Annotated in this window: 23 protein-coding genes; 21 read left to right on the forward strand and 2 right to left on the reverse strand. The window is 71.7% G+C overall.

All coding sequences use genetic code 11. From position 1 onward, the window contains the following. Positions 1 to 353: 353 nt before the first annotated feature. Positions 354 to 2,870: a RelA/SpoT family protein gene (locus ACGFRB_RS27325; RefSeq protein WP_393246771.1), complete on the forward strand. Its 2,517-nt coding sequence runs from the start codon at positions 354 to 356 to the stop codon at positions 2,868 to 2,870. 78 nt (positions 2,871 to 2,948) lie between these two features. Here ACGFRB_RS27325 and ACGFRB_RS27330 read toward each other — a convergent pair whose 3' ends face one another. Continuing rightward, the gene (locus tag ACGFRB_RS27330; protein WP_393246773.1) at positions 2,949 to 4,178 is read right to left on the reverse strand and encodes a DUF349 domain-containing protein; all 1,230 of its coding nucleotides are present in this window, start codon (positions 4,176 to 4,178) and stop codon (positions 2,949 to 2,951) included. A gap of 222 nt (positions 4,179 to 4,400) precedes the next feature. Continuing rightward, a complete protein-coding gene (locus ACGFRB_RS27335; RefSeq protein WP_393246775.1) occupies positions 4,401 to 5,198 on the reverse strand; it encodes a peptidylprolyl isomerase in 798 nt (265 codons plus the stop codon). 154 nt (positions 5,199 to 5,352) lie between these two features. Here ACGFRB_RS27335 and ACGFRB_RS27340 point away from each other — a divergent pair, with 154 nt between their 5' ends. From ACGFRB_RS27340 to nusB, 20 genes are all read left to right on the forward strand, one after another. Next, on the forward strand, positions 5,353 to 6,063 hold the full coding sequence (locus tag ACGFRB_RS27340; protein WP_361236854.1) for an MBL fold metallo-hydrolase: 711 nt from the start codon (positions 5,353 to 5,355) through the stop codon (positions 6,061 to 6,063). 11 nt (positions 6,064 to 6,074) lie between these two features. Next, on the forward strand, positions 6,075 to 7,337 hold the full coding sequence (gene hisS / locus ACGFRB_RS27345) for a histidine--tRNA ligase (protein ID WP_393246776.1): 1,263 nt from the start codon (positions 6,075 to 6,077) through the stop codon (positions 7,335 to 7,337). A 168-nt stretch (positions 7,338 to 7,505) separates the two neighbouring features. After that, a complete protein-coding gene (locus ACGFRB_RS27350) occupies positions 7,506 to 8,132 on the forward strand; it encodes a vitamin K epoxide reductase family protein (RefSeq protein WP_393246778.1) in 627 nt (208 codons plus the stop codon). 99 nt (positions 8,133 to 8,231) lie between these two features. After that, positions 8,232 to 9,584: a replication-associated recombination protein A gene (locus tag ACGFRB_RS27355; protein WP_363010093.1), complete on the forward strand. Its 1,353-nt coding sequence runs from the start codon at positions 8,232 to 8,234 to the stop codon at positions 9,582 to 9,584. Positions 9,585 to 9,988: 404 nt separating this feature from the next. Continuing rightward, positions 9,989 to 10,603 carry a 30S ribosomal protein S4 gene (gene rpsD, locus ACGFRB_RS27360; RefSeq protein WP_359875353.1) on the forward strand — a complete coding sequence of 205 codons (615 nt, stop codon included), beginning with the start codon at positions 9,989 to 9,991 and terminating at the stop codon, positions 10,601 to 10,603. A gap of 319 nt (positions 10,604 to 10,922) precedes the next feature. Further along, entirely contained in the window at positions 10,923 to 11,354 is a 432-nt protein-coding gene (locus tag ACGFRB_RS27365) for a DUF948 domain-containing protein (RefSeq protein ID WP_393246780.1), read from the forward strand. A 4-nt stretch (positions 11,355 to 11,358) separates the two neighbouring features. Next, positions 11,359 to 11,709, forward strand: a complete 351-nt coding sequence (locus ACGFRB_RS27370) for a DUF6167 family protein (protein ID WP_393246782.1) — start codon at positions 11,359 to 11,361, stop codon at positions 11,707 to 11,709. Beyond that, entirely contained in the window at positions 11,709 to 14,378 is a 2,670-nt protein-coding gene (gene alaS, locus ACGFRB_RS27375; RefSeq protein WP_363009933.1) for an alanine--tRNA ligase, read from the forward strand. Before ACGFRB_RS27370 ends, alaS begins: the two co-directional genes overlap by 1 nt. Before the next feature lie 2 nt (positions 14,379 to 14,380). Further along, the gene (ruvX, locus tag ACGFRB_RS27380) at positions 14,381 to 14,845 is read left to right on the forward strand and encodes a Holliday junction resolvase RuvX (protein WP_393246784.1); all 465 of its coding nucleotides are present in this window, start codon (positions 14,381 to 14,383) and stop codon (positions 14,843 to 14,845) included. Between the two features lie 100 nt (positions 14,846 to 14,945). After that, entirely contained in the window at positions 14,946 to 16,871 is a 1,926-nt protein-coding gene (gene mltG, locus ACGFRB_RS27385) for an endolytic transglycosylase MltG (RefSeq protein ID WP_393246785.1), read from the forward strand. After that, on the forward strand, positions 16,858 to 17,691 hold the full coding sequence (locus tag ACGFRB_RS27390; protein ID WP_393246787.1) for a shikimate dehydrogenase: 834 nt from the start codon (positions 16,858 to 16,860) through the stop codon (positions 17,689 to 17,691). Before mltG ends, ACGFRB_RS27390 begins: the two co-directional genes overlap by 14 nt. Positions 17,692 to 17,816: 125 nt before the next feature. Continuing rightward, positions 17,817 to 18,074 (forward strand): hypothetical protein, encoded by a 258-nt coding sequence (locus ACGFRB_RS27395; protein WP_393246789.1) that lies wholly within the window; start codon positions 17,817 to 17,819, stop codon positions 18,072 to 18,074. A gap of 127 nt (positions 18,075 to 18,201) precedes the next feature. Beyond that, positions 18,202 to 19,386, forward strand: coding sequence for a chorismate synthase (gene aroC / locus ACGFRB_RS27400; protein ID WP_393246790.1), 1,185 nt, complete (start codon positions 18,202 to 18,204; stop codon positions 19,384 to 19,386). Positions 19,387 to 19,439: 53 nt separating this feature from the next. Further along, on the forward strand, positions 19,440 to 19,922 hold the full coding sequence (locus ACGFRB_RS27405) for a shikimate kinase (protein ID WP_363010095.1): 483 nt from the start codon (positions 19,440 to 19,442) through the stop codon (positions 19,920 to 19,922). Then, positions 19,919 to 21,013 carry a 3-dehydroquinate synthase gene (gene aroB, locus ACGFRB_RS27410; protein ID WP_393246792.1) on the forward strand — a complete coding sequence of 365 codons (1,095 nt, stop codon included), beginning with the start codon at positions 19,919 to 19,921 and terminating at the stop codon, positions 21,011 to 21,013. The genes ACGFRB_RS27405 and aroB overlap by 4 nt, the downstream gene beginning before the upstream one ends. Further along, positions 21,010 to 21,456 carry a type II 3-dehydroquinate dehydratase gene (aroQ, locus tag ACGFRB_RS27415; protein ID WP_363009947.1) on the forward strand — a complete coding sequence of 149 codons (447 nt, stop codon included), beginning with the start codon at positions 21,010 to 21,012 and terminating at the stop codon, positions 21,454 to 21,456. Before aroB ends, aroQ begins: the two co-directional genes overlap by 4 nt. 140 nt (positions 21,457 to 21,596) lie before the next feature. Next, positions 21,597 to 22,553 (forward strand): AAA family ATPase, encoded by a 957-nt coding sequence (locus ACGFRB_RS27420; protein ID WP_393246793.1) that lies wholly within the window; start codon positions 21,597 to 21,599, stop codon positions 22,551 to 22,553. A 135-nt stretch (positions 22,554 to 22,688) separates the two neighbouring features. After that, positions 22,689 to 23,792, forward strand: coding sequence for an aminopeptidase P family protein (locus ACGFRB_RS27425; RefSeq protein ID WP_393246795.1), 1,104 nt, complete (start codon positions 22,689 to 22,691; stop codon positions 23,790 to 23,792). 49 nt (positions 23,793 to 23,841) lie between these two features. After that, entirely contained in the window at positions 23,842 to 24,408 is a 567-nt protein-coding gene (efp, locus tag ACGFRB_RS27430; protein ID WP_363009953.1) for an elongation factor P, read from the forward strand. Positions 24,409 to 24,410: 2 nt separating this feature from the next. Next, positions 24,411 to 24,848 (forward strand): transcription antitermination factor NusB, encoded by a 438-nt coding sequence (gene nusB / locus ACGFRB_RS27435; RefSeq protein WP_363009955.1) that lies wholly within the window; start codon positions 24,411 to 24,413, stop codon positions 24,846 to 24,848. Positions 24,849 to 24,863: the final 15 nt, after the last annotated feature.

Raw genomic sequence — 24,863 nt, forward strand, 5'->3', positions numbered from 1 at the left:
GCTTCCGGCCGGCCCGCGCCGGTGGGGCGCCCGCCGTGGGCGAGGCTCGGCTCCGGGGGGTTACCCCCGTCTGCGGGTGGTGCGGCCGGGCCGGGGGGGGGCCGGGGTATTCCCCCGGACCGCCCCCGTCGTTGTTCCCACAGACCCGGGAACATCCCGGAACGTTCCGGGCGAGGCCCTCGCGCACCGTGAGGAGCGGTCCCCCCACGCACCGCGCGGAGCGGTCGCCGTCCTCCCGCCCCGGGCGCGCGAGCACCGCCGCTTCCGGGTCGATACGATGGCCTTTCCGGGCCTTGACCGGGGACCCGGAACCACCCCCAGACTCCGTCCGGGGGGACTCCCGAGGAGCGCTCTTGCCAGACGAGGCCCAGTCACTCTCCGCCGCGCAGCCCGACAAGCAGGCCCAGCAGGCCGCGCCCGAGGCCGCCGCGCACCGTAACGAGCCCGCGGAGAACCGGCCCCGATCCGCGACACCCGCGCCCGCCTCCGCCGCCCGGCCCGCCCCCGCGAGGACCGAGCAGGGCCGCACCGAGCCCGCGCGGCCCGCGCCCGCCGCGGCGTCGCCGGCCCGCTCGGGCGGCTCCTCCAGCCGCGTCCGGGCCCGCCTCGCGCGTCTGGGCGTCCAGCGCTCCTCCCCGTACAACCCGGTTCTCGAACCGCTGCTGCGGATCGTCCGCTCCAACGACCCGAAGATCGAGACGGCCACCCTGCGCCAGATCGAGCGCGCCTACCAGGTCGCCGAGCGCTGGCACCGGGGCCAGAAGCGCAAGAGCGGCGACCCGTACATCACGCACCCGCTCGCCGTCACCACCATCCTCGCCGAGCTGGGCATGGACCCGGCGACGCTGATGGCCGGGCTGCTGCACGACACCGTCGAGGACACCGAGTACGGCCTCGACGACCTGCGCCGCGACTTCGGCGACCAGGTCGCCCTGCTCGTCGACGGCGTCACCAAGCTCGACAAGGTCAAGTTCGGCGAGGCCGCGCAGGCCGAGACCGTCCGCAAGATGGTCGTCGCCATGGCCAAGGACCCCCGGGTCCTGGTCATCAAGCTCGCCGACCGCCTGCACAACATGCGCACCATGCGCTACCTCAAGCGGGAGAAGCAGGAGAAGAAGGCCCGCGAGACCCTGGAGATCTACGCCCCGCTGGCGCACCGGCTGGGCATGAACACCATCAAGTGGGAGCTGGAGGACCTCGCCTTCGCGATCCTCTACCCCAAGATGTACGACGAGATCGTCCGCCTCGTCGCCGAGCGCGCCCCCAAGCGCGACGAGTACCTGGCCGTCGTGACCGACGAGGTGCAGGCCGACCTGCGGGCCGCCCGGATCAAGGCCACCGTCACCGGCCGACCCAAGCACTACTACAGCGTCTACCAGAAGATGATCGTCCGCGGCCGGGACTTCGCGGAGATCTACGACCTGGTCGGCATCCGTGTCCTCGTGGACACCGTCCGGGACTGCTACGCGGCCCTCGGCACCGTCCACGCGCGCTGGAACCCGGTCCCCGGCCGGTTCAAGGACTACATCGCGATGCCGAAGTTCAACATGTACCAGTCGCTGCACACGACGGTCATCGGGCCCAGCGGCAAGCCGGTCGAACTCCAGATCCGTACGTTCGACATGCACCGCCGCGCCGAGTACGGCATCGCCGCGCACTGGAAGTACAAGCAGGAGGCCGTCGCCGGCGCCTCCAAGGTGCGTACCGACGTGCCGAAGAAGGCCGGCAAGGACGACCATGTCAACGACATGGCCTGGCTGCGCCAGCTGCTCGACTGGCAGAAGGAGACCGAGGACCCCTCGGAGTTCCTGGAGTCGCTGCGCTTCGACCTGTCCCGCAACGAGGTCTTCGTCTTCACCCCGAAGGGCGACGTCATAGCGCTGCCCGCCGGCGCCACCCCGGTCGACTTCGCGTACGCCGTGCACACGGAGGTCGGCCACCGCACGATAGGCGCCCGCGTCAACGGCCGCCTCGTGCCGCTGGAGTCCACCCTCGACAACGGCGACCTGGTCGAGGTCTTCACCTCCAAGGCGGCCGGCGCCGGACCCTCCCGCGACTGGCTCGGCTTCGTCAAGTCACCGCGCGCCCGCAACAAGATCCGCGCATGGTTCTCCAAGGAGCGCCGCGACGAGGCCATCGAGCAGGGCAAGGACGCCATCGCGCGGGCCATGCGCAAGCAGAACCTGCCGATCCAGCGCATCCTCACCGGCGACTCGCTGGTCACCCTCGCCCACGAGCTGCGCTACAGCGACATCTCCTCGCTGTACGCGGCGATCGGCGAAGGCCATGTCACCGCCCAGTCCATCGTCCAGAAGCTGGTCCAGGCCCTCGGCGGCGAGGAGGCCGCGACCGAGGACATCGCCGAGACCGCCCCGCCCACCCGCGGCCGCTCCAAGCGGCGCTCCAGCTCCGACCCGGGTGTCGTGGTCAAGGGCGTCGACGACGTGTGGGTGAAGCTGGCCCGCTGCTGCACCCCGGTGCCCGGCGACCCGATCATCGGCTTCGTGACGCGGGGCAGCGGCGTCTCCGTGCACCGCAACGACTGCGTCAACGTGGACTCACTGTCCCGGGAGCCCGAGCGGATCCTGGAGGTCGAGTGGGCGCCCACCCAGTCCTCGGTCTTCCTCGTCGCCATCCAGGTCGAGGCCCTGGACCGGTCGCGGCTCCTGTCGGACGTCACCCGCGTCCTGTCCGACCAGCACGTCAACATCCTGTCCGCGGCCGTCCAGACCTCCCGCGACCGGGTGGCCACCTCGCGCTTCACCTTCGAGATGGGCGACCCCAAGCACCTGGGACACGTCCTGAAGGCGGTCCGCAGCGTGGAGGGCGTGTACGACGTCTACCGGGTGACCAGCGCCCGCAGGCCGTAGCACCCCGGTATCCGGACAACGAGAAAAGGGCCCCGGCACGTGCCGGGGCCCTTCCCTTGTGTCCGTGAGGTCAGCGGGTCAGCCGCCGAACTCCTGCAGACCCTTCAGCGCCTGGTCGAGCAGCGCCTGACGGCCCTCGAGCTCCTTGGAGAGCTTGTCGGCCCTGGCGTCGTTGCCCGCCGCGCGGGCCGTGTCGATCTGGCCGCGCAGCTTGTCGACCGCGTCCTGGAGCTGACCCGTCAGACCCGCGGCACGCGCCCGCGCCTCCGGGTTGGTGCGACGCCACTCGGCCTCTTCGGCCTCCTGGATCGCGCGCTCCACCGCGTGCATCCGGCCCTCGATACGGGGACGGGCGTCACGCGGGACGTGGCCGATGGCCTCCCAGCGCTCGTTGAGGGCACGGAACGCGGCACGGGCCGCCTTCAGATCCGTCACCGGCACCAGCTTCTCCGCCTCGGTGGCCAGCTCCTCCTTCAGCTTGAGGTTCTCGCCGAACTCGGCGTCGCGCTCGGCGAACACCTCGCCACGCGCCGCGAAGAACACGTCCTGGGCGCCGCGGAAGCGGTTCCACAGGTCGTCCTCGTGCTCGCGCTGGGCCCGGCCCGCCGCCTTCCACTCCGACATCAGCTCGCGGTAGCGGGCGGCCGTGCCACCCCAGTCCGTCGAGTTCGCCAGCGACTCGGCCTCGGCGACCAGCCGCTCCTTGACCTTGCGGGCGTCCTCGCGCTGCGCGTCCAGGGCGGCGAAGTGGGCCTTGCGGCGCTTGCTGAACGCCGAGCGGGCGTGCGAGAAGCGGTGCCACAGCTCGTCGTCGGACTTCCGGTCGAGCCGCGGCAGGCCCTTCCAGATGTCCACGAGCGCCCGCAGCCGCTCGCCCGCCGCGCGCCACTGCTCGCTCTGCGCCAGCTCCTCGGCCTCGGCGACCAGGCCCTCCTTGGCGACCCGCGCCTCGTCGGCCTGCTTCGCCTTCTCGGCCTTGCGTTCCTCGCGGCGCGAATCGACCGTCTTGACCAGCTTGTCGAGCCGGGCCGCCAGCGCCGCCAGGTCGCCCACCGCGTGGTGCTCGTCGACCTGGGTGCGGATGTGCTCGATCGCCGTCGTGGCGTCCTTCGCCGAGAGGTCGGTGGTCCTCACACGCTTCTCGAGGAGGCCGATCTCGACCACCAGGCCCTCGTACTTGCGCTCGAAGTAGGCCAGCGCCTCCTCAGGGCTGCCGGCCTGCCACGATCCGACGACCTTCTCGCCCTCGGCCGTCCGCACGTACACGGTGCCCGTCTCGTCGACGCGGCCCCACGGGTCGCTGCTCACAGCGCCTCCTCACCATGATGCCGTCACGGGGGACCCGCCCCCTGGCATCGTCCACGGATTCCCGGCGGGTCTCGCCCGCCCTCCACAGCCCGGCCGACGGCCGGCGCTGTACAACGCCAATCTAGGCGACCGGCGGCCCGGCTGTCCGCACTCAGCGCGACCGAATTCCACGGCCTCGCACGCGTACGGTTCCCGGGCCGCTTCTCGCCGCGACACGCGGTCTCACTTCTTCGTGACGGTGGCCTTCTCGATCGTGACCGCCTTCTTCGGCGCCCCGTCGTCCGCCCCGCCCTGCACACCGGCCTTCGCCACGTCCTCGACGGCCTTGACGCCCTCGGCGTCGAAGGTGCCGAACGGCGTGTAGTTCGGCGGCAGATGGGTCTCCTTGTAGACCAGGAAGAACTGGCTGCCACCGGTTCCCGGGCCCGCGTTGGCCATCGCCACGGTGCCCTTCGGGAAGGTGACCGAGCCGTCCTTCCCGGGCTTGCCGAGGCCGGTCAGGTTCTCGTCCGGGATCGCGTAGCCGGGGCCGCCGGTGCCGTCGCCCTTCGGGTCTCCGCACTGCAGGACGTAGATGCCCGCCGTCGTCAGCCGGTGGCACTTCGTGCCGTCGAAGTACTTCTTGTCGGCGAGGTGCTTGAAAGAGTTCACGGTGTGCGGGGCCTTCGCCGCGTCCATCGTGACCGTGATGTCACCGGCGCTGGTCTTCAGCGCCATGGTGTACGAGGCCTTCTTGTCGATCGCCATCGCCGGCTCGGGCTGCTTGGGCTCGGCGGACTCGCTCTTCTCCGGGGTCGGCGTGGCCGACCCGGCGGCCGGTGCGGCGTCGGCGGCCGGGGAGTCGTCCCCGGACAGGGCCACCGAGGCCCAGACCGCTCCGCCGGCGGCGAGCACCACCGCGAGCGCGGAGGCGATGACGGTGTTCCGCCGTGCCTTCTGCCGTGCCTCGGCGCGCCGCTGCTGCTGCCGCAGGTACTTCTCCCTGGCGAGCTGCCGCCGCCGCTGATCGCTGCTGACCACCGGTTCCGCTCCTTCGTCGATCGCCAGTCCAGTCCTGGCCGGGTGTGCCCGTACCGTATACGGGTTGGCTGTGGAACAGACACCGCCAGTAAACTCTGATCCGCTGCATGTCACACGGCCGCAGCCATCACCGGACGAGACGAGAAGGACGATCGTGCTGATTGCCGGGTTCCCCGCCGGGGCCTGGGGCACCAACTGTTACGTGGTCGCCCCCGCCGCAGGCGAGGAGTGCGTCGTCATCGACCCGGGCCACCAGGCCGCCCAGGGAGTCGAGGAGACGCTGAGGAAGCATCGGCTCAAGCCCGTCGCGGTGATCCTCACTCATGGACACATCGACCACGTCGCCTCCGTCGTCCCGGTCTGCGGCGCCCATGACGTACCCGCGTGGATCCACCCCGCCGACCGGTACATGATGAGCGACCCGGAGAAGGCCCTCGGCCGCTCCATCGGGATGCCCCTCATGGGCGAACTGACCGTGGGCGAGCCCGACGATGTGCGCGAGCTCACCGACGGCGCCACCGTGAAGCTGGCGGGCCTCGACTTCTCCGTCGCGCACGCGCCCGGGCATACCAAGGGGTCGGTGACCTTCAGGACCCCGGAGACCACGGAGATCCCTTCCGTCTTCTTCTCCGGAGACCTGCTCTTCGCCGGCTCCATCGGACGCACCGACCTGCCCGGCGGTGACATGGACGAGATGCTCGAATCGCTGACCCGCGTGGTCCTGCCGCTCGACGACTCGACCGTGGTGCTGTCGGGACACGGTCCCCAGACGACCATCGGCCAGGAGCGCGCCACCAACCCGTACGTACGGCAGGTGGCCTCCGGCCTCGGGAGCGCCACCCGGGCTCCCCGACGAGGAATGTGACGAGAATCCACGTGAGCACCTTCAAGGCCCCCAAGGGCACGTACGACCTGCTGCCGTCGAACTCCGCGACCTACCTGGCCGTGCGCGAGGCCATCGCCGCGCCGCTGCGTACGTCCGGCTACGGCTACGTCGAGACCCCCGGCTTCGAGGACGTCAACCTGTTCGCCCGCGGTGTCGGAGAGTCCACAGACATCGTCACCAAGGAGATGTACACCCTCACCACGAAGGGCGGCGACCAGCTCGCCCTGCGTCCGGAGGGCACCGCCTCCGTGCTGCGCGCGGCCCTGGAGGCCAACCTGCACAAGCAGGGCAACCTCCCGGTCAAGCTCTGGTACTCGGGCTCGTACTACCGCTACGAGCGCCCGCAGAAGGGCCGCTACCGCCACTTCTCGCAGGTCGGCGCCGAGGCCATCGGCTCCGAGGACCCGGCGCTCGACGCCGAGCTGATCATCCTGGCCGACCAGGCCTACCGCTCGCTCGGGCTGCGGAACTTCCGCATCCTGCTGAACTCGCTCGGCGACAAGGAGTGCCGCCCCGTCTACCGCGAGGCCCTGCAGACCTTCCTGCGCGGTCTCGACCTGGACGAGGACACCCTGCGCCGCGCCGAGATCAACCCGCTGCGCGTCCTCGACGACAAGCGCGAGTCGGTGCAGGGGCAGCTCACCGGCGCTCCGCTGCTGCGCGACTACCTGTGCGACGCGTGCAAGGCGTACCACGAGGAGGTGCGCGCGCTGATCACCGCGGCGGGCGTGGTCTTCGAGGACGACCCGAAGCTGGTGCGCGGCCTGGACTACTACACCCGGACCACTTTCGAGTTCGTCCACGACGGTCTGGGCTCGCAGTCCGCGGTCGGCGGCGGCGGCCGGTACGACGGTCTGTCCGAGATGATCGGCGGCCCCGCGCTGCCGTCCGTCGGCTGGGCGCTCGGCGTGGACCGCACGGTCCTGGCCCTGGAGGCCGAGGGCATCACCCTCGACCTCCCGGCCGCCACCAGCGTCTTCGCCGTCGCGCTCGGCGAGGAGGCCCGCAGGGTGCTGTTCGGCAAGATCACCGAGCTGCGCAAGGCCGGTGTCGCCGCGGACTTCTCCTTCGGCGGCAAGGGCCTGAAGGGCGCCATGAAGGACGCCAACCGTTCCGGCGCCCGCCTCGCGCTGGTCGCCGGCGAGCGCGACCTCGCCGAGGGCCTGGTCCAGCTCAAGGACATGGAGTCCGGCGAGCAGCAGGCCGTCGCCCTGGACGAGCTGGTCGACGCGGTGCGCGCCAAGCTCGGCTGAGCCGAGCCGGCGTACGCACGGAAGACAGGGGCCCGGACCGCCAAGAGCGCGGGCCGGGCCCCTGCCCGCATCTCCGGACGTGGTCCATGTCACCCTGTCCGGGGGGAGAGACGACCGGTCCGGTACCGCCGGGCTCGGTCAGCAGACCGAGGAAGAGCTGGTGGCGACATGACGAACACAGCGGCCGCGCACGACAGCACGGAGCGGGGGGACTCCCGCACGCTCGGGGCCGGCCGGGGCTTCGCCTGGCTTCTGGTGATCACCGGAGCCGCGGGGCTGCTGGCGTCCTGGGTGATCACGATCGACAAGTTCAAGCTGCTGGAGGACCCGGACTTCGTCCCCGGGTGCAGCCTCAACCCGGTGGTGTCCTGCGGCAGCGTGATGCAGAGCGCGCAGGCCTCGGTGTTCGGCTTCCCGAACCCGATGGCGGGCCTCGCGGCGTACTCCGTGGTGATCGCCATCGGCGTCGGCGTCCTCGCGGGCGCCCGCTACCGCCGCTGGTACTGGCTCGGCCTCAACGCCGGCATGCTCCTCGGCGTCGCCTTCTGCACCTGGCTCATGATCCAGGCGCTGTACGAGATCAACGCCCTGTGCCTGTGGTGCGTCCTGGCCTGGATCGCCACGATCATCATGTTCTGGTACACGACCTCGTTCAACGTCCGCAACGGCACGATCCCGGCACCCGGCGCCCTGCGCACCTTCTTCGACGAGTTCACCTGGCTGCTGCCGGCCCTGCACATCGGGGTCATCGGCATGCTGATCCTGACCCGCTGGTGGGACTTCTGGACCAGCTGACCGGGGGTATTCGGTCACATGGACACCGGTAAGGCCGGTCCGAGGCACCTCGGACCGGCCTTACCGCGTTGTCGGTGACCTGCCTTAGGCTTCATGACCGTGGAGCCCGACCTTTTCACCGCAGCAGCCGAAGAACGCCAGGAGAAGGACCCGGCCGGCAGTCCGCTGGCCGTCCGGATGCGTCCGCGCACCCTCGACGAGGTCGTGGGCCAGCGCCATCTCCTCAAGCCGGGCTCGCCGCTGCGCCGGCTGGTCGGCGACGGCGCGGGCGGCCCGGCCGGCGCCTCCTCGGTGATCCTCTGGGGCCCGCCCGGCATCGGCAAGACGACCCTCGCGTACGTGGTCTCCAAGGCCACCAACAAGCGCTTCGTGGAGCTGTCCGCGATCACCGCGGGCGTCAAGGAGGTCCGCGCCGTCATCGACGGGGCCCGCCGGGCCGTCGGCGGCTACGGCAAGGAGACCGTCCTCTTCCTCGACGAGATCCACCGCTTCTCCAAGGCCCAGCAGGACTCGCTGCTGCCCGCCGTGGAGAACCGCTGGGTCACGCTGATCGCCGCCACCACCGAGAACCCGTACTTCTCGGTGATCTCCCCGCTGCTGTCCCGCTCGCTGCTGCTCACCCTGGAGCCGCTCACCGACGACGACCTGCGCGGACTGCTGCGCCGGGCGCTGGAGGAGGAACGCGGGCTCGGCGGCGCGGTGACCCTCGCCGAGGACGCCGAGACGCATCTGCTGCGGATCGCCGGCGGCGACGCCCGGCGCGCCCTGACGGCCCTGGAGGCGGCGGCCGGCGCGGCCCTCGCCAAGAAGGAGCCGGAGATCACCCTGGAGACGGTCGAGGAGACCGTCGACCGGGCCGCCGTGAAGTACGACCGCGACGGCGACCAGCACTACGACGTGGCCAGCGCCCTCATCAAGTCCATCCGCGGCTCGGACGTCGACGCGGCGCTGCACTATCTGGCGCGGATGATCGAGGCGGGGGAGGACCCCCGGTTCATCGCCCGGCGGCTGATGATCTCCGCGAGCGAGGACATCGGCCTCGCCGACCCGAACGCGCTGCCGCTGGCCGTGGCCGCCGCCCAGGCCGTCGCCCTGATCGGCTTCCCGGAGGCGGCGCTCACCCTGAGCCACGCCACCATCGCCCTGGCACTCGCCCCGAAGTCGAACGCGGCGACGAACGCGATCTTCGCGGCCCGCGCGGATGTACGGAACGGTCTCGCCGGCCCGGTTCCGGCCCATCTGCGCGACGGCCACTACAAGGGCGCCGCCAAGCTGGGCCACGCCCAGGGGTACGTCTACCCGCACGATGTGCCGGGCGCCATCGCCGCCCAGCAGTACGCCCCGGACCCGGTGCACGGCCGGCGGTACTACGAGCCGACCCGCTACGGCGCCGAGGCGCGGTACGCGGACGTGGTGGACATGGTGCGCGAGCGGCTGCGGGGCGAGTCCTGACCCCGGACGCTTCCGGGGACGTACGCGCGCGGGCCCCGGAGTCTCGGTGCACGGGGTCTCGGTGCACGGAGCGTCCCGCGGACCCGGTACACTGACCGACAGTGCTGCGTCCCGTGTCCGGCTTCGGCCGGCATCACCAGAACGGGACAGGCAGCCGGAGCACCGGCCCTCGGGCCAGGTCTCCAGGAGCGTCGCGCACCTTCGAAGGTGTCGCGGGCAACCCACCACCACCGGGATTCCCCGGAGCGGCGGTGGGTCGTTCGCGTGCTGCACGTATGTGCCCAGACCAGGGAGCGGCTGCCCAACGGGTCCTCAATCGGACCCGACGGGTCTTCCCGGCTGCGGATTGCGACCTCCCTAAACCCTGGTGAAGCCGTATTCGAAAGAGATAGAGAGGTTGGTTCATGCCGAACCAGTCCCGTCCCAAGGTCAAGAAGTCGCGTGCCCTCGGCATCGCGCTGACCCCGAAGGCCGTCAAGTACTTCGAGGCCCGCCCGTACCCGCCGGGTGAGCACGGTCGTGGCCGCAAGCAGAACTCGGACTACAAGGTCCGTCTGCTCGAGAAGCAGCGTCTGCGCGCCCAGTACGACATCAGCGAGCGCCAGATGGCCCGCGCCTACGACCGCGCGAAGAAGGCCGAGGGCAAGACGGGCGAGGCGCTGGTCGTCGAGCTCGAGCGTCGCCTCGACGCCCTGGTCCTGCGTTCGGGCATCGCCCGCACCATCTACCAGGCCCGCCAGATGGTCGTCCACGGCCACATCCAGGTCAACGGTCAGAAGGTCGACAAGCCGTCCTTCCGCGTCCGTCCCGACGACGTCGTGATGGTCCGCGAGAAGTCGCGCAACAAGACCCTCTTCCAGGTCTCCCGTGAGGGTGGCTTCGCCCCCGACGGCGAGACCCCGCGCTACCTCCAGGTGAACCTGAAGGCCCTGGCCTTCCGCCTGGACCGCGACCCGAACCGCAAGGAAATCCCGGTCATCTGCGACGAGCAGCTGGTCGTCGAGTACTACGCCCGCTGATCCAGCCGGCCGCCGTACTCACCTCCGCGGTGCACAGCCCGCCGCTTCCCCGCCCATCGTGGCGGGGGAGCGGCGGGCTTCCGCGTCTGCGGCACCCCCGGGCCCGGCCGGTCCGGCCGGCGCGATCGCTCCGCCGGTCCGCCCGGTCCACCTGGTCTGTCTCGTTCACCCGCTCCCGGCACCGGGTGTCCGTACACCCCGCGACGGGCCGGAATCCGGTACGGGCGGGGACCTCCGGCGCGATAGGGTCGGAACACGCTTATCCACCCGGGCGAGGACGCCAGTCCACACGCCCGACGACAGCAGAGAGCGGTGCACAGTGACCGGTGGTGAGGTTGCCGGGATCCTGGTGGCCGTGTTCTGGGCGATTCTCGTCTCCTTCCTCGCCGTGGTGCTGGTGAGGCTGGCGCAGACGCTCAAGGCGACCACCCGGCTCGTGGCGGACGTGACCGAGCAGGCCGTCCCGCTGCTCGCGGACGCCTCCACGGCCGTGCGCTCGGCGCAGACCCAGCTCGACCGGGTCGACGCCATCGCCACGGACGTCCAGGAAGTCACCTCCAACGCCTCCGCGCTGTCCTCCACCGTCGCCTCCACCTTCGGCGGCCCGCTCGTCAAGGTCGCCGCCTTCGGTTACGGAGTGCGCCGGGCGCTGGGCCGCGACCGGTCCGATCCGGCGCCCGGGCCCGCGCGGCGCACCGTACTCGTCGGCCGCACCGTGCCGACCGCACGGCGCCGGAAGCAGAAGGGCTGAACAGATGTTCCGCCGTACGTTCTGGTTCACCGCCGGCGCGGCCGCCGGCGTCTGGGCCACCACCAAGGTCAACCGCAAGCTCAAGCAGCTGACCCCGGAGAGCCTGGCCGCGCAGGCGGCCGACAAGGCCGTCGAGGCGGGCCACCGGCTGAAGGACTTCGCCCTCGACGTGCGGGCGAACATGCGGCAGCGGGAGGCCGAACTCGGCGAGGCACTCGGCCTGGACGCGCCGGCGCCCCCGGACTCCGCCCGCGAGCTGCCGGCCACGCACTCCCCGGCGGAGCCCGGACCGCGCTCCGCCACCCCCCGTACCACCCCGTATTCGATCTCGTACAACCGGAATGAGGACCACTGATGGAGTCGGCTGAAATCCGCCGCCGCTGGCTGAGCTTCTTCGAGGAGCGCGGGCACACCGTCGTCCCTTCGGCGTCGCTCATCGCGGACGACCCGACTCTGCTGCTCGTCCCGGCCGGCATGGTGCCGTTCAAGCCCTACTTCCTGGGTGAGGTCAAGCCGCCGTTCTCGCGCGCTTCCAGCGTGCAGAAGTGCGTGCGCACGCCCGACATCGAAGAGGTCGGCAAGACCACCCGCCACGGCACGTTCTTCCAGATGTGCGGCAACTTCTCCTTCGGCGACTACTTCAAGGAAGGCGCCATCAAGCTCGCCTGGGAGCTGCTGACCACCCCGGTGGAGCACGGCGGCTACGGGCTGGAGCCGGAGAAGCTCTGGATCACCGTCTACCAGGACGACGACGAGGCCGAGGCCATCTGGCGCGACGTCGTAGGCGTCCCCGCCGAGCGCATCCAGCGCCTCGGCAAGAAGGACAACTTCTGGTCGATGGGCGTCCCCGGCCCCTGCGGCCCCTGCTCCGAGATCAACTACGACCGCGGCCCCGAGTTCGGCGTCGAGGGCGGCCCCGCCGTCAACGACGAGCGGTACGTCGAGATCTGGAACCTCGTCTTCATGCAGTACGAGCGGGGCGAGGGCACCGGCAAGGACGACTTCGAGATCCTGGGCGACCTGCCGTCGAAGAACATCGACACGGGCCTCGGACTGGAGCGCCTGGCGATGATCCTCCAGGGCGTCCAGAACATGTACGAGACGGACACCCTCAAGGTCGTCATCGACAAGGCCACCGAGCTCACCGGCGTCGCCTACGGCAAGACCCACGACAGCGACGTCTCGCTGCGCGTGGTCGCCGACCACATGCGTACCTCCGTCATGCTCATCGGCGACGGCGTCACCCCCGGCAACGAGGGCCGCGGCTACGTGCTGCGCCGCATCATGCGCCGCGCCGTCCGCAACATGCGCCTGCTCGGTGCCACCGGCCCGGTCGTCGGTGAGCTGGTCGACACGGTCATCAAGACCATGGGCGAGCAGTACCCGGAGCTGGAGACCGACCGCAAGCGCATCGAGACGGTCGCCCTCGCCGAGGAGGCCGCGTTCCTCAAGGCCATCAAGGGCGGCACCAACATCCTCGACACCGCCGTCACCGAGACCAAGGCCGCCGGCGGCACGGTCCTCGCCGGCGAGAAGGCGTTCCTGCTCCACGACACCTGGGGCTTCCCGATCGACCTCACCCTGGAGATGGCCGCCGAGCAGGGCCTGTCCGTGGACGAGGCCGGCTTCCGCCGCCTGATGAAGGAGCAGCGGGACCGGGCCAAGGCCGACGCCATGGCCAAGAAGACCGGCCACGCCGACCTCAGCTCGTACCGCGAGATCGCCGACGCCTCCGGCGCCACGCGGTTCACCGGCTACACCAACACCGAGGGCGAGACCACGGTCGTCGGCCTCATCGCCAACGGCGCCCCGTCCCCGGCCGCCTCCGAGGGCGACGAGGTCGAGGTCGTCCTCGACCGCACCCCGTTCTACGCCGAGGGCGGCGGCCAGCTCGCCGACCAGGGCCGGATCAAGCTGCACTCCGGCGCGGTCATCGAGATCCGCGACGTCCAGCAGCCGGTCCCCGGCGTCTATGTGCACAAGGGATCGGTGCAGGTCGGCGAGGTGACCGTGGGCGCCTCCGCCTACGCCGCCATCGACGTGCGCCGCCGCCGGGCCATCGCCCGCGCCCACAGCGCCACCCACCTGACCCACCAGGCGCTGCGCGACGCCCTCGGCCCGACCGCCGCCCAGGCCGGTTCGGAGAACTCCCCGGGCCGCTTCCGCTTCGACTTCGGCTCGCCGAACGCCGTCCCCGGCACCGTCCTCACGGACGTCGAGCAGAAGATCAACGAGGTGCTCTCGCGCGAGCTGGACGTGCACGCCGAGGTCATGCCGATCGACGAGGCCAAGCGTCAGGGCGCCATCGCCGAGTTCGGCGAGAAGTACGGCGAGCAGGTCCGGGTCGTCACCATCGGCGACTTCTCCAAGGAGCTGTGCGGCGGTACGCACGTGCACAACACCGCCCAGCTGGGTCTGGTGAAGCTGCTCGGCGAGTCCTCCATCGGCTCGGGCGTGCGCCGTATCGAGGCCCTCGTCGGCGTCGACGCGTACAACTTCCTGGCCCGTGAGCACACGGTCGTCGCCCAGCTCCAGGAGCTGGTCAAGGGCCGTCCGGAGGAGCTGCCGGAGAAGATCTCCTCGATGCTCGGCAAGCTGAAGGACGCCGAGAAGGAGATCGAGAAGTTCCGCGCGGAGAAGGTCCTCCAGGCCGCCGCCGGTCTGGTCGACTCCGCCCGGGACATCCGGGGCGTCGCCCTGGTCACCGGCCAGGTGCCGGACGGCACGGGTGCCGACGACCTGCGCCGCCTCGTCCTCGACGTCCGCGGCCGCATTCCTTCGGACCGTCCGGCCGTCGTCGCCCTGTTCACCACCGTCGGCGGCAAGCCGCTGACGGTCATCGCCACCAACGAGGCCGCCCGTGAGCGCGGCTTCAAGGCCGGTGAGCTGGTCCGTACCGCCGCCAAGACCCTTGGCGGCGGTGGCGGCGGCAAGCCGGACGTCGCCCAGGGCGGCGGCCAGAACCCGCAGGCGATCGGCGAGGCCATGGCCGCCGTCGAGCACCTGGTGACGGAGACGGCGTGACGATGCGCCGAGGACGTCGGATCGCCGTCGACGTCGGGGACGCCCGGATCGGGGTCGCCTCGTGCGACCCCGACGGGGTCCTGGCCACGCCGGTGGAGACCGTGCCGGGACGTGACGTCCCGGCCGCCCACCGGCGGCTGCGCGGGATCGTCGAGGAATACGAGCCCATCGAGGTCGTCGTGGGTCTGCCCCGCTCGCTCAGCGGGCGGGAGGGTCCGGCCGCGACCAAGGTCCGGGCCTTCGCCCGGGAGCTGGCCAAGGGCATCGCCCCGATTCCGGTGCGGCTCGTCGACGAACGGATGACGACGGTGTCGGCCACCCACGGGCTGCGGGCCTCGGGCGTCAAGGCCAAGAAGGGCCGCTCCGTCATCGATCAGGCCGCCGCTGTGATCATCCTTCAGAACGCTCTTGAGTCCGAACGGGTATCAGGTAATCCTCCCGGCGAGGGCGTCGAGGCGGTGCTCTGATCGCGATACGGTAACGTTCCGCGCGTTGCGGCGGTGTTCGAACACCGCCGCACGACGTAGAGGCTGAACGTCCGGAAGCCTCGCGGCTGTTTGGGGAACGATGACTGAGTATGGCCGGAGCCCCGGCTCCGAACCGTGGCACCCCGAGGATCCCCTGTACGGGGACCAGGGGTGGGAGGGCCAGCAACAGCAGCAGTACCCGCAGCAGGCGACGTACGGCCAGACGGATCCGTACGCGGGCGGCGGGTATCAGCACCCGCAGCATCAGCAGTACCCGCAGCAGGACCAGCAGCATCAGCAGTACGCGCAACAGCAGCAGTATCCGCAGCATCAGCCGGAGCAGCAGTACCCGCAGCAGGCACAGCACGGGCAGCAGGGACAGCAGCCCCAGCACCCGGGGCAGCCTCAGCATCCACAGCAGGGACAGCACCCGCAGCAGGGACAGCACCCGCAGCAGCAGTATCCGCAGGCGCAGACCTACGGCGGGCAGCAGGGCTACGGGGAGCAGAGCGGCTACGACGCGAACGGGTATCCCGCACAGCAGTACGACGGTCACTGGGAGACGGGCCAGGCGGCGATGCCGTACAACGCCGCTCCCGCCGATCCGTACGGCGGCGGGCAGCCCGACCTCTACGGGACGCCCGAGGCGTACCCCCCGCCCGAGCCCCCCGGCCGGCGCCGGGCTCCCCAGGAGCAGGCCGCCGAGTGGGAAGCGGAATCCGACCCCGAGGACGAGAAGCATCCTTTCTTCACCGGCGGGGAGGACGGCGACGGCGAGGACGGCCGGGACGGCCGCGCGCGGCGCGGCGACCGCCGAGGCCGCGGGGACGGCCGGGCCGACCGGGACGACCAGGGCGGATCCGAGGACGAGTACGACGAGGACGAGGACCTCGACGAGGAGCCGGGCCGAGGCCGGGGCTCCCGTTCGGGGCGCGGCGGCAAGGGCGGCAAGAACCGCAAGGCCAAAAACGGAATGGCCTGCATGGTCGTCGCCGTGGTGATTCTCGGCGGCGTCGGAGGCATCGGCTACTTCGGCTACAAGTTCTACCAGGGCCGGTTCGCCGCGGCGCCCGACTACGTGGGCGAGGGCAGCGGCACCGTCCAGGTCGAGATCCCGGGCCAGGCGAGCGGCTCCCAGATCGGCAACATCCTCAAGAAGGCCGGTGTCGTCAAGAGCGTCGACGCCTTCGTCGCCGCCCAGACGAAGAACCCCCGGGGCATCTCGATCCAGGCCGGCGTCTACACGATGAAGAAGGAGATGTCGGCGCAGAGCGCGGTCGCGCTCATGCTCGACCCGGCGAGCCAGAGCAACTTCATCATCCCCGAGGGCAAGCGCAACTCCTGGGTGTACGCCCAGATCGACAAGCGCCTCGACCTCGAACCCGGCACCACCAAGAACATCGCCTTCAAGGACGCGAACAAGCTCGGTCTGCCCGACTGGGCCAAGAACCGTCCCAAGACCAAGGACCCGCTGGAGGGCTTCCTCTTCCCGTCGAGCTATCCGGTGGCCAAGGACGCCAAGCCGGAGGACGTGCTGCGCAGGATGGTCGGGCACGCGAACGGCGAGTACACCAAGCTCGACCTCGACCACAAGGCGACCGCGCTGGGCGTCAAGGGTCCCTGGGAGCTCCTGACGATCGCGAGCATGGTCCAGGCGGAGGGCAAGACGGACGACGACTTCCGCAAGATGGCGGAGGTCCTCTACAACCGTCTCTCCGACCCCAAGGAGACGTACTACTTCCTCCAGTTCGACTCGACGTACAACTATCTGAAGGGCCAGAGCGAGATCAAGATCTCCGAGCAGGAGGTCAAGAACGAGCAGGACCCGTACAACACGTACAAGCACCCGGGGCTGCCGCCGGGCCCGATCGGCAACCCGGGCGACAAGGCCCTGGCCGCCATGCTCGACCCGACCCACGACGGCTGGAAGTACTTCGTCGCGACGGACGGCAAGAACAAGACCGAGTTCGCCAAGACGCACGACGAGTTCCTGACACTGAAGGACAAGTTCAATGCCGGCAACTGAGCGGCGGCGGGCGGCCGTCCTCGGCTCGCCCATCGCCCACTCGCTCTCCCCGGTCCTGCACCGGGCCGCGTACCGGGAGCTCGGGCTCGACACCTGGTCGTACGACCGCTTCGACGTCGACGAGCTCGCGCTGCCCGGTTTCGTGGGCGGGCTCGACGCGTCGTGGGCGGGGCTCTCGCTCACGATGCCGCTCAAGCGGGCGGTCATCCCGCTGCTCGACGAGATCACGGACACCGCCGCCGCCGTCGAGGCGGTCAACACCCTCGTCCGTACCGAGGACGGCCGTCTGACCGGCGACAACACCGACATCCCCGGCATGGTCGCCGCCCTGCGCGAGCGGGGTGTCGAGAAGGTGGAGGCGGCGGCGGTCCTCGGCGCGGGCGCCACCGCGTCCTCGGCGCTGGCCGCCCTCGCCCGGATCTGCTCGGGCCCCGTCACCGCGTACGTCCGCGGCGAGGCGCGCGCCGCGGAGATGCGCGGCTGGGGCGAGCGCCTCGGCGTCGACGTCCGCACCTCGGCCTGGGACGACGCGGCGGAGGCGTTCGCCGCGCCGCTGGTCGTGGCCACCACGCCGGCCGGGACCACCGACGCGCTCGCGGCGGCGGTCCCCGACGCCCCGGGCACACTCTTCGATGTCCTGTACGACCCCTGGCCCACCCGGGTCGCCGCCGCCTGGTCGGCGCGCGGCGGCAAGGTGGTGGGGGGGCTCGACCTGCTCGTCCACCAGGCCGTCCTCCAGGTCGAGCAGATGACCGGGCGGGCGCCCGGGCCGCTCGCGGCGATGCGGGCGGCGGGGGAGAGCGCGCTCGCCCAGCGCTGACGCGGGGGCCGGGAGCCGAGAGCCGAGGGGCACAGCGGGGAACCGGGGAAGCCGGGGACCGGCGGGAAACCGCGGCAACGGGGGAACGGCAACCGGGGAACAAGGGGGAGACATGGGGGGGAGATGTGCTGCTCGCGTCCCGGTGGGAGCCGGCGGTGGACCTGCTGCGCCTGCTGGTGAGCGGCCTGCGGGTCGCGTTCGGGCATCTGCCGGACTGGGCCCGCTATCCGCTGCTCGTGCTGATCGTCGCCGGGGCCGCCTGGATCGGCGCGACCACCTGTCGGGACAGGCTGCGCGAGCGGCGGGAACGGCGCGACCGGGGCGAGGAACGCAAGCCGCCGGAGACCGTTCGCGAGGGAGCCGAGACCTCACTCGACACCTGAGACGGCCGTCCCGTCCTGTGGACCGGAGATCGACCGGTCGGCCGGGCATGGGAGGATCGTCCCTGGCGGACCGGGACCGCGCACCCAGGTCGCGCCCCAGTGCCAGGCGCGAGCATGAGGAGCATCGTTGAGCAGGTTGCGTTGGCTGACGGCGGGGGAGTCGCACGGCCCCGCGCTGGTCGCGACTCTTGAAGGACTTCCGGCAGCCGTTCCGGTCACCACCGGACTGGTGGCGGACCATCTCGCCCGGCGCCGGCTCGGCTACGGGCGCGGCGCGCGGATGAAGTTCGAGCGGGACGAGGTCACCTTCCTCGGCGGTGTCCGCCACGGTCTCTCGCTCGGCTCTCCGATCGCGGTCATGGTCGGCAACACCGAGTGGCCCAAGTGGGAGAAGGTCATGTCGGCCGACCCGGTCGACCCGGACGAGCTGGCGGGGTCCGCGCGCAACGCGCCGCTGACCCGTCCGCGCCCCGGCCACGCCGACCTGGCGGGCATGCAGAAGTACGGCTTCGACGAGGCCCGGCCGATCCTGGAGCGCGCCAGCGCCCGGGAGACCGCGGCCCGGGTCGCCCTCGGCGCCGTGGCCCGCTCCTTCCTGAAGGAGGCGGCCGGCATCGAGATCGTGTCGCACGTGGTCGAGCTGGCCGCCGCGAAGGCCCCCTACGGGGTCCTCCCGACCCCCGCCGACGTCGAGAAGCTCGACGCCGACCCGGTGCGCTGCCTCGACGCCGAGGCGTCGAAGGCGATGGTCGCCGAGATCGACCAGGCCCACAAGGACGGCGACACCCTCGGCGGTGTCGTCGAGGTCCTCGCGTACGGCGTTCCCGTCGGTCTCGGTTCGCATGTGCACTGGGACCGCCGGCTCGACGCCAGGCTCGCCGCCGCGCTCATGGGCATCCAGGCCATCAAGGGCGTCGAGGTCGGCGACGGCTTCGACCTCGCCCGGGTGCCGGGTTCCCAGGCCCACGACGAGATCGTCCAGGGCCCCGACGGCATCACCCGGTCCACCGGCCGGGCCGGCGGCACCGAGGGCGGTCTTTCCACTGGCGAACTGCTGCGCGTCCGCGCCGCGATGAAGCCGATCGCGACCGTCCCGCGCGCTCTGGCCACCGTCGACGTCGCCACCGGCGAGGCCGCCGCCGCCCACCACCAGCGCTCCGACGTCTGCGCCGTCCCGGCCGCCGGCATCGTGGCCGAGGCCATGGTCGCGCTCGTCCTCGCGGACGCCGTCGTGGAGAAGTTCGGCGGCGACAGCGTCCCCGAGACCCGCCGCAACGTGCGTTCCTACCTCGACAACCTCCGCATCCGGTGACGGCCCCGGACAGCGGCGGCCCGGGCCGGCCGGTCGTCGTCCTGGTCGGGCCCATGGGCTCCGGCAAGTCGACGGTGGGCGCCCTGCTCGCCGAACGGCTCGGCGTCCCCTTCCGGGACACCGACGCGGACATCGTCGCCGCCGAGGGACGCGAGATCGCGGACATCTTCGTCGAGGACGGCGAGGACCACTTCCGCGACCTGGAGCGCGCCGCCGTGCGCGCGGCCGTCGCCGGGCACCGGGGTGTGCTCGCGCTCGGCGGTGGCGCCGTGCTCGACGCGGGCACCCGTGCCCTGCTCGCGTCGCTGCCGGTCGCCTATCTCTCCATGGACGTCGAGGCCGCGGTCCGCCGCTCCGGCCTCGGCGCCGCCCGGCCCCTGCTCGCCGTCAACCCGCGCCGCCAGTGGCGCGAACTGATGGACGCACGCCGCCATCTGTACGAAGAAGTCGCGAGCGCCGTCGTCGCCACCGACGACCGCACGCCCGAAGAGGTCGCCCAAGCGGTCCTCGACGCACTGGAGCTGAAGGACGTATGACGGACCAGGACATCACCCGGATCACCATCGCGGGTTCCGCGGGCACCGACCCGTACGAGGTGCTGGTCGGCCGGCAGCTGCTCGGCGAACTCGGCGGCCTGATCGGTTCCGGCGCCAAGCGGGTGGCCGTGATCCACCCCGAGGCGCTGGCGGAGACCGGCGAGGCGCTGCGCGCCGACCTCGCCGACCAGGGTTGCGAGGCGGTCGCCATCCAGGTGCCGAACGCCGAGGAGGCGAAGACCGTCGAGGTCGCCGCCTACTGCTGGAAGGCGCTCGGCCAGACCGGCTTCACCCGCAGCGACGTGATCGTCGGCGTCGGCGGCGGGGCCACCACCGACCTGGCCGGCTTCGTCGCCGCGACCTGGCTGCGCGGGGTGCGCTGGATCGCCGTGCCGACCACCGTGCTCGGCATGGTCGACGCCGCCGTCGGCGGCAAGACCGGCATCAACACCGCCGAGGGCAAGAACCTCGTCGGCGCCTTCCACCCGCCCGCCGGGGTGCTGTGCGACCTGGCCGCGCTGGACTCGCTGCCGGTGCACGACTACGTCAGCGGTCTCGCCGAGATCATCAAGGCCGGTTTCATCGCCGACCCGGTCATCCTCGACCTGATCGAGGCCGACCCGGCCGCCGCCCGCACCCCGGACGGCCCGCACACCGCCGAACTCCTGGAGCGGTCGATCCGGGTCAAGGCCGATGTCGTCTCCGGCGACCTCAAGGAGGCCGGCCGGCGCGAGATCCTCAACTACGGCCACACCCTCGCGCACGCCATCGAGAAGAACGAGCGGTACAAGTGGCGGCACGGCGCCGCCGTCTCCGTCGGCATGGTCTTCGCCGCCGAACTCGGCCGGCTCGCCGGCCGCCTCGACGACGCCACCGCCGACCGGCACCGCACCGTCCTGGAGTCCGTCGGCCTGCCGCTCACCTACCGCGGCGACCAGTGGCCGAAGCTCCTGGAGACCATGAAGGTCGACAAGAAGTCGCGCGGCGACCTCCTGCGCTTCATCGTCCTCGACGGGCTCGGCAAGCCGACCGTCCTGGAGGGCCCCGACCCGGCCGTCCTCGTCGCGGCGTACGGCGAGGTGTCCGCGTGAGCGGGCCCCGCCGGGTGCTCGTACTGAACGGCCCGAACCTGGGCCGGCTCGGCTCGCGCGAGCCCGACGTCTACGGCGCCACCTCCTACGAGGGCCTCGTCGCCGCCTGCCGGGACCTCGGCGAGCAGTTGGGCTTCGACGTCGAGGTCCGCGAGACCAACGACGAGGGCGAACTGATCCGCTGGCTGCACGAGGCCGCCGACGGCCACCTCCCGGTCGTCCTCAACCCGGGCGCCTTCACCCACTACTCGTACGGGATGCGCGACGCGGCCGCCCAGCGCACCGCGCCGCTGATCGAGGTGCACATCTCCAACCCGTACACCCGCGAGGAGTTCCGGCACACCTCGGTCGTCGCCGGGGTGGCCACCGGGACGGTCGCGGGCTTCGGCATCGGTTCCTACCGGCTCGCGCTGCGCGCGCTCGCCGAGGAACTCGACGGCTGACCGGGACGCGCGGCCGCCCCGTCGGCCGCGCATCCGGGCACGTCGGAGTGCCCCCGGCCGTTTCCCCAGAGGGAGCCGGGGGCGGTAACGTTCCGGCAACAGCGGAAGTTTCGGCGCGACGGGACGGAGTGGGGCACCGGATGCAGTACGCGATGAGGGCTCCGTTGCCTCCGCACGAACCGCCGGGCCGGCCGCAGGCACCCGCGGGACCGGCGGGGGTACCCGGCGCACCCGGCGCACCGGTTCAGGGCGGGGCGCACCCGCCCGTACCGGCGGCGCCCGCCGCGCCCCCGGTGCCGCCCGCGCCCGGCCACCGGCCCTACCCGGGCCCCGGCCCCGCCCCGATGCCTGCCGCGGGCCCCGCCCCGGCCCCGCAGGGCCCGCCGGCCGCGCCGCACCCGCCCGCACCGCCCGTGCCCCCGGCTCCCTCGGCGGCGCCCGCCCCCGCGGTTGCGCCCGGTGCGTGGGCCGCGAGCGGCCAGGCCACCGGACACCTCACCCTGCCGCCCCCGGCGACGGGCGGCACCGGCACCGGAACCGCAACCATCGCCGTTTTGCTCATCGGCCCGGCCGGCGCCGGAAAGACCACCGTGGCCCGCCACTGGGCCACCCGCCGGCGCGTCCCGACCGCCCACATCAGCCTCGACGACGTCCGCGAATGGGTCTGCTCCGGTTTCGCCGACCCCCAGTCGGGCTGGAACGAGCACTCCGAGGCCCAGTACCGGCTCGCCCGCCGCACCTGCGGCTTCGCCGCCCGCAACTTCCTTGCCAACGGGATCTCCTGCATCCTCGACGACGCCGTCTTCCCGGACTGGCCGGTCGTCGGCCTCGGCGGCTGGAAGCGCCATGTCGGCCCCGGTCTGCTGCCCGTGGTCCTGCTGCCCGGCCTCGACGTCGTCCTGGAGCGCAACGCCGAACGCAGCGGCAACCGGCGGCTCTCCGACGAGGAGGTCGCCGCGATCCACGGCCGTATGGCCGGCTGGTACGGCTCCGGGCTGCCGATCATCGACAACTCGACGTACGACGTGGAGACCACCGCCCGCGTCCTCGACGACGTCCTCGCCCGCGCGATTTCCGGGCAGCATCCGACGGCGTGACCCGCGCGGGGCCGCGGGGTCCGGTCGCCCGTACCCCGGGCGCGGCACCCGGCTCCGGCCCGTGAGGGTCCCGCGCGCGGCCCGGTCGGCGGCGCCCAACAGGCCGGGGCGCCGTGCCGCTCGTACGCTCGGACCATGTCAGAGGTGTATGCGGAACGCCGGACCCGGCTGCGCGACCGCTGCGTGGCCGCGGGCAGCCCGGCCGCCCTGGTCTCCCGCCCCGCCAACGTCCGCTATCTCGCGGGCGGGTCGCCCGCCGGCTCCGTCCTGCTGATCGGCCCCGGCGAGGACGTGCTGCTCTGTCCGGCCGCGCCGGGCCCCGATCCGGCCGACGGGCGTCTCGACGAGGCCCTGTACCGCCTGCCACCCACCGACGGCGCCGATCCGGCGGTCGTCGCCGTCGGCCTCGCCCGGACGGCCGGCGCAGACGCCCTCGCCGTCGAGGAACACCATCTGACCGTGGCCCGGCACCGGGCCATGGGCGCCGCCGCGCCCGGACTGCGCCTCGCGGACCTCTCCTCGGCGGTCGAACAGCTCCGGATCGTCAAGGACGAGGAGGAGATCGGCTCCCTGCGGATCGCCGCCGAGATCGCCGACCAGGCCCTCGGTGAACTCCTGGAGTCGATCCTGGTCGGCCGGACCGAACGGCATCTCGCCCTGGAGCTGGAACGCCGGCTGGTCGACCACGGCGCCGACGGCCCCGCGTTCCCCACCTCCGTCGCCACCGGCCCGAATTCCGGTCTGGCCGGTCACAAGCCCACCGACCGCCGTGTCGAGGAAGGCGATTTTCTCTCCGTCTGCCTGGGCGCCAGCTACCACGGTTATCGTTGCGAGATCGGCCGGACCTTCGTCATCGGGACCTCCCCGGCCGACTGGCAAATCGAACTGTACGAGCTCGTCTTCGCCGCTCAGCGGGCCGGCCGGCAGGCCCTCGCCCCCGGCGCCGCGTACCGGGACGTGGACCGGGCGGCCCGGCAGGTGCTCGTCGCGGCGGGCCACCAGGACGTCCCCGCAGCCCCCACCGGGCACGGGGTGGGCCTGGAAATCGACGAGGACCCGCAGCTCGCACCCGCGGCCATGGGTAAACTGGACGCTTGTGTGCCGGTCACCGTCGAACCGGGGGTCCACCTCCCGGGCCGGGGCGGAGTCCGGATCGATGACACGCTCGTCGTACGCCAGGAGGCGGACGGCGGACCCGAGCTACTCACCATCACGACCAAGGAGCTGCTCGCGCTGTAGGCGCGGGCCACGCCTTTTGGTCCACGTCAGTCCAGGAGATTCCGCAACCGTGGCTTCCACGAACGACCTCAAGAACGGCATGGTGCTCAAGCTCGAAGGCGGCCAGCTCTGGTCCGTCGTCGAGTTCCAGCACGTCAAGCCCGGCAAGGGCCCGGCCTTCGTGCGTACCAAGCTCAAGAACGTCATGTCGGGCAAGGTCGTCGACAAGACCTTCAACGCGGGCGTGAAGGTCGACACGGCCACCATCGACCGCCGCGACATGCAGTTCTCCTACATGGACGGCGACTACTTCGTCTTCATGGACGAGGAGACGTACGACCAGCTGCACGTCGACCGCAAGGCCGTCGGCGACGCCGCCAACTTCCTGATCGAGGGCTTCACGGCCACGGTCGCGCGGCACGAGGGCGAGGTGCTCTACGTCGAGCTGCCCGCCGCCGTCGTGCTGGAGATCAAGCACACCGACCCGGGCGTCCAGGGCGACCGCTCCACCGGTGGCACCAAGCCCGCCACGCTGGAGACCGGCCACGAGATCCAGGTCCCGCTCTTCGTCACCACCGGCGAGAAGGTCAAGGTCGACACCCGCACCAGCGACTACCTCGGCCGGGTGAACAGCTAACCGTGGCTGCCCGGAGCAAGGCCCGCAAACGAGCCTTCCAGATCGTGTTCGAGGCCGACCAGCGCGATACCTCGGTCCATGAGGTGCTCGCGGACCAGGTCCGGCTGCACCGGTCGGACGAGCGCCAGCCGGCGGTCAGCGACTTCACCATGCAGCTGGTCGAGGGCTACGCGAACCACGTGGCCCGGATCGACGAGCTGATCGCGACCTACGCGGTGGACTGGGACCTCGACCGGATGCCGGCCACCGACCGGAACATCGTGCGCCTCGCCGCGTACGAGCTGATCTGGGAGGACGGCACGCCGGACGCCGTGGCGATCGACGAGGCGGTGCAGCTCGCCAAGGAGTTCTCCACGGACGACTCCCCGGCCTTCGTCAACGGCCTGCTCGCACGCTTCAAGGACCTGAAGCCGCGGCTGCGCCGGGACGCGGACGCCTAGGCGTCGTACGTCCGT

The organism is Streptomyces sp. NPDC048718, assembly GCF_043198875.1.
In the GTDB taxonomy this organism is placed as follows: Bacteria; Actinomycetota; Actinomycetes; order Streptomycetales; family Streptomycetaceae; genus Streptomyces.